Here is an 11582-nt window from a genome sequence, read left to right as displayed (position 1 = left end):
CAACACCACTTTTATTTCTAAAGAATTTTTTTGTTCATAACCATGGAATAGACTTTTTTGCTAAATATAGTATTTACTTTGTAAGCTTATTCTTAAGATCCCCATTTAAGATTCTTTCTCTAAGTTGCTTTACTCGTTCTTCTATTAAATCACGCGTAATACGGAAGTCTTCAATCGGACCACCACTTGGATCATCTAAACCCCAATCCTCTCGGTAAATGGCTGGCACATACGGACATTCGACTCCGCATCCCATAGTAATCAAAATATCAAGCTTTGGAGGAATATCTTTTAATAGTTTTGGATACTGATCTGATGTGTCAATCCCAACTTCACTCATAACTGCTACTGCTAACGGCTTTACTTCGGGATACTCTTCCGTACCCGCAGAGTAAATTTCGCTGATATCACTTAATAATTTATTACCCCATGCTTCCGCCATCTGTGACCGACACGAATTATGAATACAAATAAACGCAATTTTCATTATTTCAGCACCTCTTCATTATTTTAAATAGTAGGTGAACAATTATATACCTAGCATATTTATTTTTGTCTTCCACTAGATTAAAACTTAATTCACCCCTTGGTAATTCCTATTAGTGGCTCTATACCTTATTGTATACCTAATAAATCTTCTTTTACAACGATACGATTGGACTCGATTTTTTGAAGAAGCGCACTGTCATTATTTCGTAGAAAGTTTTGTAGTGACTGATTTAAAGTATGCACTTGTTTCGGTAGCTTGCAATTCATTATCCTTGTATATACTAGAAATAGCGCTGGTTCTCTCTCTTCATATACTATTGCTAAGCCTATAGGGAACTGTCACCACTTAGCATTTGCACATTCTGAGCGCACTATAAAAACAAGCTCTCCTCCAAATCCTGAGAAGAGCCCGCTCCCATCTTACCTCGCTTGCTTCCGAAGTTTCTGCATCATATCTTGCTCGACGCTACCGCCAAAACGAACCGCAATAATGTCTTCTTTTTTAATCCAACAAGTGCCATCTGGGCGTCCTTCATCGGTGACTAGACTGACTTCCAAGCCTTCATAATCACTCCCAACGATAATCCCTGCAACCTGAGCCTCGTCTCCTAGGATTTCGATAACTGCGATTTCCTCATTTTGATACACATGATCCACCGCAATTTCGAATAGCGAATGCTTTTTGTTTGGTGCTTTGTCAAAGAACGCCGGACTTCTCGGTTGGCCTAGCTGTTTCGCCAGTAATTCTGCGGTTTTCAGAAAAGCCGTGTCGATTTCGATGCGATACACCATTTCCAGTGGTAGCACAACAAACCCTTCCTCATAGCCATCCGCGCGCCTTGCACGGAACATGACGTCGCTTGCAGTGAGCGCTTCGATGTACCCCGCCTCGAAATAATCTGCTTCGCGAACCGTGTAGATAGCCACGAGTTTCTGCTCCTGTTGGCATTTTAGTAAACGTTCATACATGAATTTTGTGGACATTTTTGTTCCTCCTTGAACATATTTGATACTATTTTTATCAAAACCTAATTAACTCTTACATGCCTCAACAAAACTCCTTATTTCATCAAACAGCAAAAATATTCCTTGATCTGTTTGTTCATAGACACAATGATTCCCACTGGACAAATCTACCCAAAGCCCATCTTCTTCAATGCAACCTATCATCCAAAAGAAGTCTGGCACTACAGTTCCATCTCCCACTATTCCAAACCTATTATCATGAATACTGAAGATAAAAACCTTTTTCCCATCGATTGTCCAATTTTCATTCTCTATTTCTTTCAGTTCAACTTTCAATCTTTCCGTATCTATTTCAACATTCCCTTCTATATTTGATGAAAAAGGAATAGAAAGAAAAACATAAAGACATATTTCAAATCCAGAATCCATCATCTGAAAATAAATTGGATAATCACGTTGTGTAAAAGTATCATCACTATTCACTTTTATAAACTCATCTTGAAATATAGCTGGTATATCTAAATTTTCCAATTTTGTCATTTCACCAAAGACTATAGCATCTGGGATTCCATTAATTATGCTCATTATATTTTTGGATATATTATCCTTAATTTCAACAACTCCATAAAAGAAAGTTACCCCATCTATTTCCTCTGCATATTCTTGAGATAAGCTACACTCCGTACTGTTAATAACATCTTTATTTTTGCTCCAAACCTTTTTATAATGATCTACACGTGTGGGGAATTCTATCTCTTCAACTATCAGAGCGAAGTAATTCATATCAGAGTTTCCAGGTAAGATATCACTTAGTATTTCTATACAATACCTCTGATAGTTTTGTTGACCAATTTCCATTTCAATACCATTTATCGCCACACAATTCAGCTCTGGATTTAGTCCATTTTTCTTAAATTCAGTCCATACTTTACTCATAATTACCATGCCAACCTTCCAAAATAGTCATAATGACGACCATTCTTACCGTTAAAATGAGGCCCTCTATTTTGCGAAGGATCATCTTTATACCTATGTCCGCCAGAATGGTCTCTAATAACTCTCTTTCTCTTACCTTTTCCAAATGTATAGTCTCGTCCCGGTATTCCTTTACCCTGCCTGTTTTTTGCAGGTTTAACGCTAGTTGGATGTTGCGACATAGGTATTCCAAATTTCCTTTTAGCGGCTCTGAAAGCGCCTCTTCTTCCCGCGCCTTTTGGTGTATAATTTTTTGGTTTGGCAAACCGGTATAATTTTTTAGCTCCTCTAAGAGCTTTTTTTGCTAGTTTAAATTTACCCCCACCAAGAGCTCCTTTTGCTGCTGCTATTCCAGCTTTTTTCCAACTCTTTGTCTTCTTATAAGCTTTATAGCCATCATATGCTGCAAATCCCGCATTAATCGCCAGCCATACCCAATGCCCGTCTGGATCAATATGCATCACTGCGTTGTTGTTGGCATAATTGTAGCTATTCATAGTCAGCGGATCATCTTCATCACCTGGGTCTGGATCGACACTGATAAAGATGCCTTGTTCTGGTTCGTAGTAACGAGCTATCAAGTAGTACATACCTATCTCTTTGTCATACGTATAGCCGGCATAACCAAATGGGTTTTGTTTCGCTTCGTTCGTTGTTTCCGTAGCTTGTAATACATTACCCCATGCATCATAGCTGTATTCCGCTACTATGTCTCCTGTCTCATTGGTTAACGCAACCACATCACCATGCGCGTTGTAGTGATAAAAGACTGTTTTCGCGCCAATTTTCATGGCCATTCGAACGTTGCTATCGGAATAGACATATTGGCGTTGCACCGTTCCTGCACCATCTGTTTCATACAGAACGTCAATACTATCGCCATCGTAGTAATACTTGGTTGTCTGTCCATTGACTGTTTTTTCAATGCGACGGTTATCGTCATCGTATTTGTAGGTTGCGAATGGGGTTGACTCGCCTTTTTTCGTGATGGCTGTTAGTTGGTCTGCGGTGTCCCATGTGTACGTGTATTTACCATCGCTTAGACGGTTGCCATTCGTGTCGTAGGTTAGCTTGTCGCCATTCCATGTGGTTAACTGGTTACCATCATTATAACTTGCTTCGATGGCTTTTGTCTTGCTAGAATCGGTTACTTTTGTGCGGTTACCAAAACCATCATAGGTATAAGCTTTAACTGTGCCATCTGGAAGTGTCTCTTTGGTAAGTTGGTTAATGGCGTCGTATTCGTAACTTGTTTTACCAACCTTCTTATTATCGATGGTTGTTCGGTTACTTGCTGCATCATACGTGTAGCTTTCTTCAAATAAACTATCACCAAGCTTATTTCCAATGTTGATGTCGCGTACTTTTTGTGTCGCGTCGTAATTGAAGTTTGTACCTACGCCATTTCCATTGATATACTGACTCACGTTCCCAAATTCATCGTAATCTAGATAATAGTTACGAGAACCATCGTTGAATTTTGTATTTTGGTCTAAGGCGTTATAGTCATACGTTGCTTTATAATTGTGCGCACCATGTGATACAACAACTTCATTGATTTTGTCGGTCTTCCCTTTGTTGTCTTTACTTGGTTTATCTTTATATGTCCAGGAAACACTGCCGCCGCGTTCTGTTTGTTTCGTGATACGGTCGGCGTCATCGTAGGCTTTATCGCGGACCATGCCAGATAGTGCGTCGGTCACTTTCGTTTCATTACCATTCGGGTCAAATTGGAAACTGAAAGCGGTTTGGCCGTTCCATTTCACGCCTGTGGCACGGTCGGCGGAATCATAGATGCTTTCAATGGTGTCGCCGTTTGGTTTTGTGACTTTTGTTTGGTTCGCATTCGCATCGTATTCATAGCTGATTTTGCGGCCTAAGGCGTCTGTGAATTGGGTGACTTTGTTATCGCTATCGTATGCATAGCTATTTTGCTGTTCTTTGCCGTCTGCGGTTATGAATTTCTCAGTCGTGTTCCCATTATCGTCATACTTATAGGCAACGGCTGTTCCATTGGCTAACGTTGTTTTCATTAACTGATTATCCAAGTTATACTCTAATTTCTTCGTGTTGCCTTTTTCGTCGATTTCGGTGAGTTTGTTGCCATACACATCATATGTGAAGCTAGTTTTGCGATTTTCTTCATCGTATGAAGCCACAACGTAATTGCCGTTTGCGTCATACGTGTTTTCTGTCATCACTTCGCCGTCTAAAATACGTACGTCGTCAAACCATGCTTTTCCTGTCGCACTGTTTTGGAACATCGTGGACAACATCACCGTTTGAATCGGTTTCTTCGCTTTCACCACCACCGCGCTTCGATTCCAATCGTTGGTGCCTAGTGGGAATTTCGCACGGACATATTCGTTGGTGCCATCGGTGTACCTTACATCGGCCCATAGCGCGTAGTCATCGCTTAACTTGCTGGTACCAATTGCTTTGGCGTTCTCCGATTTCGACATGCCGGTAATCGTCACGGCTTTGGCTGTCGTTTGGTTCAGTGTCACCGTTTGTCTCAAAAAGACATTGGCTTCTGCGCTCGTTTTGCGCTCATGAAGCACCGAACTATCGCCGCTGAATCCTTCTTCGTCCGTGATTCGCATCGCAGTCAGTGCGCTATTTCCTGCGCGTACCCAACCTTCCGCTGTCTGCTCCGTGCTTTTCTCCACGCTGTTGTTTACTAGTGGATTGTAACTGGATGCGATGCTGCCTTTTTCCAATTGTACATTGTCATACCAAATCGTGCCTTTTCCTTTACTGCCAACCGTTTGTTCACTATCCAAGTACACTAAGATCTTATTCGTTTCTTTTGTTGTCGTGAAGGTTAATTGGCGCTTCAACCAACCACGATTCCCTTGAATGGAAGCCGCTCGATTGGAATTCCAAACCGCGCCATCCGAGATATCTTTGCTTGCTGCGGTTTGCGAACGAGCAATCAGAATCGCATCGGCATTTGTCATATTCGCCGTTTTGATGTAGGCACTCAGCGTGTACGTCGTTTCTGGCTCGACATCCACATATTGCGTCGCGGCAGTATACCCTTTTTCCGTATTGTTTCCTTCACTCGTAATCTTAACCGCACCACTACCACCTAGGGCTCCAGGTGCTTTTTCGGCACTATCAAAACTCAAGCCACCTGTCGCATTGCTCTGAATCATTTTCCAATTCGTGAGCGCGGTGCCACTTTCAAAACCACTGTTCAGTAGTAAATTCCCAGCCACGGACAAATCGCCACTTCCGCTGATTGGGTTTCCGTAAGCATCGTATTGCGTCACCGAAGACATGTTGGCTTCCGTTTGGATTGTCTCGGATACCGCATCCGCACCACTGTATGCCGTCGTTGTTTCGCGATTCTCCGTGTCTGTTGCGGAAATCACGTCATTATTCTCATTATACGTATAATTCTCCGTCCCATAAGGATCAGTCACCGACGTCACATTCCCGTCCGCGTCATACGTATACGTCTCTTCTTGCCCTTTCGGACTCACTTCTTTGATCAGGTTATTCGCCTCGTAGCTCGTCGTCGTGCTCAACTTCAAACCATCCGCGTCCACAACCACTTTCTCGGGATTTCCCGCCTGATTGTAGGTATAAACCGTCTTCTTACCTTTCGCGTTCACCAGCGTCGCCTCACGCTTCTCAGGCGCATAGCTCAGCGTCGTCGCTTTACCAACCGGATCCGTCACCTTCACCAGTTTCTTATCCGTGTATGCGTACGTTGTTTGGTATGGCGTCGCTTCCGTATGTTTCGGATCATAAATCGCCGTCAACAAGCCATCCGTGTAGCCATAACGATACGCCTTCCCACGCGGTGTCGTCGATGCCGTCAATTGTTTCTGCGCATCATACGTAAACGTCACATCGCGATTCTCCGGTCCGCTAATCTTCGAAATCTGCGCACCGTTGTAAGTCACGCTCACCTTCCGACCAGACGCATCCGTGATCCCCGTCAACTTTCCACTCGCGTAGGTATACGTCAACACATTCCCATTCGGATCCTTCTCCGTCAAAAGTTGCCCCGCCGCATTAAACGCCACTTCCGATTTATCCTGCTCCACCATCAAAAAGCCCGTCGCCGTTTTCGTCAGTTCGCTATACACACCAGCAGGCGCCTCATACGTCGTGCCTGTTTTCATAAACAATTGCGTTTTATTATCAGATTCATACAACATCACATCGCCATTCGCTTGTTCTACGACGCGCGTTTCCAGTGTACTCGTCCAACCTTTTCCGAACAAACCAACTTGGTCATTCTGGCTGTTAAACGTTCGGCCAATATTAATGCTCGGCCCACGTCCTTCCAACTCAAAATCCGTCTCGCTGAACAAGAAATTCCCGTTTGTCGCATTGACTTCGCCGCCAATAACCGGAATCGATGTCCAATAATCCACCATGCCTTGCTGCGAACCAACAAGCGGAATCGTCGGCTTGTAAATTCCAGAAATGGCGCTGATCGCTTGTTTGCCAGTCTTTGTGTAGGCCTTCACTCGGAAAGCGTAGGTTTTCAAATGACCTAATGTCCCGCCAGAATTGGTATACACAGGTGACGGATCTTGCGCTAATTCCGCACCCTTTCCATCCGTATGCAATGCCCAACCGCCAGCTGCAATCTCTGCATTTGTCGGCCATAGCCCTTTATTCTGCGTCGTCCAACTCGTCTTATTTCCAACATCAAATTCGACATCCTTTTTCCCGTCGAACATCGTCACGATATACCCTTCCGCATTCGCAACAGGTGCCCAGTTTACCTGTACATAGCCTGTATTCGTACCCGCCAAGTTGGCATAAGCCTTACCTGTCGGTGCTGCTGGCGTCTCAATCGGCATATACACATCCGTAACATCTGATGTCGGACTATCCCCACCCGGGAATGTCGCTAAAACACGTACGATATAGTTCTGTCGATTCCGGTAATCCGCGGTACTACCTGCCTGATAGCCATTGTCGTAGAGCTCTCGTGGATCATTCGCAAACTCCGAACCTTTTCCATCCGTATGGAACTCAAAGTCACCTTCATCCATTTCCGCCTGTGTCGGGAATATTTTCTTCCCTTTCGATGTCCAAGTGGTCACATTCCCAACTGGGATATGCTCATAATTGTAACCATTCCAAATCAATAGTCGGTATCCCGTTGCACCCGGCACCGCATTCCACGTCAAATCCATGTAACCCGTGCCAGTTCCCGGTCCATTCGAATACGTTTTCGCAACCGCTTTTTCCGGTTTTGCATACGTATATGTCACTTCCAAATACGGTACATTTTTCCCCGTTTCCGTTGCCGTGAACTTTTTCCAAAAACCTTGCGTGTTCGTCGTGTGCATCATGAAACCGTAGTTCACCCGCGTGCCCTGCGCCCATGCCTGCACCGTATCTTTCACGTTAAAACTAGCCCACTGCCCACGTCCGACATTCGTTTCTGCAATATTCGTCGCTGTCGGTTTCGTATTCCACGTCACCGCACCTGGCGTCCAGGCACTCTTCACCTCATCCAATTTCACCAAGTTCGGCGTCGATGGATAGTAATGCCATTTCGCATACGCCTTAAACGTCGCCGATTCAATCGAAGCTTTCGCTAGCGACGACACATCCGGCTTAATATACGCGTAATTAATCCCCGTCGTGCCATCATACTGACCAACCGACATCGTATACTCGCCTTGACCCGCGTCCCACAGCTTGCTTCCCGAATAATTCGCCGTCGGGTAAGCGCTCGCAATATGCGCATCCGTCACCTTCTTCAGCTGCACACTCGGATCAATATACACCGGGTACTCCCGATCTTCCGCCTTCAACCAGTCCGCATCCGCCACAATCTGCAGCGAATAAACCGTACTCGTCAAAGCCTCCAACTTAAACTCTACAGCATCCGAACTCACCGCGATGCCCGATTTCTCATCGATTTTCGAATCCGACATCACCGGCTTCGGCAATTCAAACACCACCGCGCCCTTGCGATTCGTAAAGCTGATCGAACCGTCTTCCAATTGTTCCACTTTCAATTTCGTGTCCAATCGGAAATTATAAATATTGAATCCATTATATTCATTAACCACGATGTCTTCCTTCACAGACGTGTTAAAATGCAAATTCCGCAAATCCGTGTTCGGTAACACCTCTTTAAATCGCGCTTCATTGCCGCCGACGCTAGCTTCCACGTCCGTCACAGCCGTTTTTTCCTTCTCACCTTCCGCAGATTCAAAACCAAACGTAATCGCTTCGTTTCCCTCTCCAAAAGTACTATATTTTCCTTTTTCCATCTTCGGCAGGAATTGCGCTTGAATCTCTGTATGTTCCGCCTCAATGACATCCTCATCCGTCGTCACCAAGTCATTGGAAACCCGCTCCCACTCGCCATCTTCCTTCACATTCACCGGTTCCGTAAAAATCTGTTTCGTGAAAGAACCGTTCTGATTATCAAAAACAAGCTCATTCTCCGTGCGTTCCTCGACCACTTCCACTGGCTTCGCTTCCGCCGTTGTTTTTGGTGTTGGTGCCACATCCCCCTTTGTTTCCTCCGCGCGTGGTTCAAATGCTGGCAATGTTGAAACAACCAACGCAAAAACCAACCACACTAATAACCCTTTTTTCAGCCACGTCTTCATGCAAAAACTCCTCCGCTTTTTGTATTTGTCTTACCATCTCTTTTTTGGTGAACGCTTTCACCAAACTACAAAATAACATAATTAACCTTGGAAAACAATGCTTTTTTCGTTTTTTTCTAATAAATTATTTTTTTCTTGCATTTCTAACTATGAATCTATTCAATCCCGCTATACCAAGCTCTCACCGTGCCAAATTGGCATCCCCACCTTTCTCGACCTCTTACCCATTATACGAACATATGTTTGAATTGTAAATAGCAAAAGTCTCCCAAGTTGAAAAGCTGAAACGGCCCGTTAGATCCGAAAAAATTTGTTAGGGGGCGCAGTAAAAGTCCTCTTTTGACTTTTTCGGAGGCACCGAAAATTTCGAGGATCTGGCCGTTGAAGCTGGATCCGAAGGCGCCAAACCCGACAGATAACACGATCCCCCGCCCCAATTTCACGCCCAAAACCCATTTAACAAACGACCACCCTTCAAATCCACAACAATTTTATCACAAAAAATAGTTGAAAAACCGTTTTAGTCCTAAACGCTTGATTTTTGATCCTGAACGCTTAATTTACCGCTGCGAATCCGATTTTTTAGCATCCCTTTATATAGTTTCTTCTTAGTTTAGCGCTCCATCCCAACTAATGGATGGCATGCTCGCTTTGCTCTCATGCATATTGAGGCTCTAATTCAGCACAAGACGCTTCATAAGACCCACAACAAAACATCATGTTTCACAAGTGAAACATATTCCAACTCACTGAAACATCAACCCAATTCCCCAATTCATATTTACATTTCACCCGAAACCGTTTACATTAATATCATACAGAAAGCCCGCAACACCGCTTTCTAATCAAGCTCGATAATTTTTCGGAGGTGCATTATGCAACACAAAACGTTAAAACCATTCCCAAAAGATTTTCTTTGGGGCTCGGCGTCCGCGGCTTACCAGGTCGAAGGTGCTTGGGACACAGAGGGTAAAGGCCCGTCTGTCTGGGATGAATTTGTCCGCATTCCTGGCAAAACTTTTAAAGGTACGAATGGCGATGTGGCAGTCGATCACTATCACCGCTTTAAGGAAGACGTTGCGCTGATGGCCGAACAAGGTCTGAAAGCTTACCGCTTCTCGATTGCGTGGAGTCGTATTTTCCCGAAAGGCCACGGCGAAGTGAACGAAGCTGGTCTCGCGTTTTATGACGCACTGGTTGATGAGCTCGTAGCAAACAACATTACGCCGATTATCACGCTTTACCATTGGGATATCCCGCAAGCCATTCAAGACGAGTACGGTGGCTGGGAATCGCGTCGTATTATCCAAGATTTCACCGACTACGCCGAGGTTTGCTTCAAGCGCTACGGCGATCGCGTCAAATACTGGGTTACGCTGAACGAACAGAACGTTTTCATCTCACACGGCTACAAATTGGCGCTACACCCGCCTGGCCTGACCGATGACAAACGGATGTTCCAAGCCAATCACATCGCCAATCTTTCCAACGCATCAGCTATCGCAAAATTCCGCGAACTAGGCATGGACGGCAAAATCGGTCCAAGTTTTGCATACGGTCCTAGTTACGCGATCGATGCTAAGCCAGAGAACGCCCTGGCAGCCGATGATAGCGAAGAATTCAACGCGCATTTTTGGATGGACGTTTACACTTGGGGCGAATATCCGATCGCCGTTTGGAATTGGCTTGAAGAGAACGGTTTTGCGCCAGAAGTTGAACCAGGCGACACCGAACTCCTCAAAAAAGGCAAACCAGATTTCATGGGTGTCAATTACTACCGCACAATGACGAACGCGGCGAATCCGCTAGATGGCGTTGGTGTTGGTAAAATGAACACTACTGGTGAAAAAGGCTCCACACAAGAAAGTGGACTTCCTGGCGTTTATCGTCACGTGAATAATCCATATCTTGAAAAAACAAACTGGGATTGGGATATCGATCCGACCGGTCTTCGCGTTGGCCTTCGCCGTATCGCAAGTCGTTACCGTTTGCCAATACTTATTACTGAGAACGGGCTCGGCGAATATGATACATTAGAAGAAGGCAACGAAATCCATGATGAGTACCGCATCGACTACATTCGCGCCCATTCCATTGCGATTCAAGAAGCAATTACCGATGGCGTGGAAATGCTTGGCTACTGCACATGGTCGTTTACAGATCTACTCAGCTGGCTCAACGGCTATCAAAAACGTTACGGCTTCGTTTACGTCGACCGCGATGAAAATGATGAAAAAGAGTTAGCACGCTATAAAAAAGACAGTTTCTACTGGTATAAAAAGACGATTGAAGAAAATGGGGCAAATTTGATTACAGAGTAAAAGTTAGAGAGTCAAGTTTGCGAAACGTATCTATGGTGGGTTTCGTGGACTTGATTAATAGTTAATTAAAGAAAGCGTTAACAAGGGGTTGTGTCATGTGGGGCGTCGAGTGAGGCGCCTTCGGATCCAGCTTCAGAAGCCAGACCCTCGAAATTTTCGTGGCCTTCGCAAAAGTCAAAAGAGGACTTTTACTGCGCCCCCTAACAATTTTTTTCGGGTCTAACGGGCT

5 protein-coding genes are annotated in these 11582 nt (G+C 44.6%); 1 reads left to right on the top strand and 4 read right to left on the bottom strand.

Features of this window, described 5'->3' with window-relative positions; translation table 11 throughout:
- Nucleotides 1-73: 73 nt before the first annotated feature.
- The 4 genes from UE46_RS00290 to UE46_RS00275 all read right to left on the bottom strand — a co-directional run bounded on the left by UE46_RS00290 (nt 74) and on the right by UE46_RS00275 (nt 9032).
- A complete protein-coding gene (locus tag UE46_RS00290; protein ID WP_036060540.1) occupies nt 74-487 on the bottom strand; it encodes an arsenate reductase ArsC in 414 nt (137 codons plus the stop codon).
- Nucleotides 488-909: 422 nt separating this feature from the next.
- Nucleotides 910-1473 (bottom strand): hypothetical protein, encoded by a 564-nt coding sequence (locus UE46_RS00285; protein WP_036060539.1) that lies wholly within the window; start codon nt 1471-1473, stop codon nt 910-912.
- A 48-nt stretch (nt 1474-1521) separates the two neighbouring features.
- The gene (locus UE46_RS00280) at nt 1522-2391 is read right to left on the bottom strand and encodes a hypothetical protein (RefSeq protein ID WP_143812856.1); all 870 of its coding nucleotides are present in this window, start codon (nt 2389-2391) and stop codon (nt 1522-1524) included.
- Nucleotides 2392-2393: 2 nt separating this feature from the next.
- A complete protein-coding gene (locus UE46_RS00275; RefSeq protein ID WP_118907323.1) occupies nt 2394-9032 on the bottom strand; it encodes a DNRLRE domain-containing protein in 6639 nt (2212 codons plus the stop codon).
- An 875-nt stretch (nt 9033-9907) separates the two neighbouring features.
- Between UE46_RS00275 and UE46_RS00265 the strand changes: the two genes are divergently transcribed.
- On the top strand, nt 9908-11353 hold the full coding sequence (locus tag UE46_RS00265; RefSeq protein ID WP_036060537.1) for a glycoside hydrolase family 1 protein: 1446 nt from the start codon (nt 9908-9910) through the stop codon (nt 11351-11353).
- Nucleotides 11354-11582: the final 229 nt, after the last annotated feature.

Source organism: Listeria weihenstephanensis (assembly GCF_003534205.1).
GTDB lineage: Bacteria > Bacillota > Bacilli > Lactobacillales > Listeriaceae > Listeria_A > Listeria_A weihenstephanensis.
This window is presented reverse-complemented; position numbering and strand designations above follow the sequence as displayed.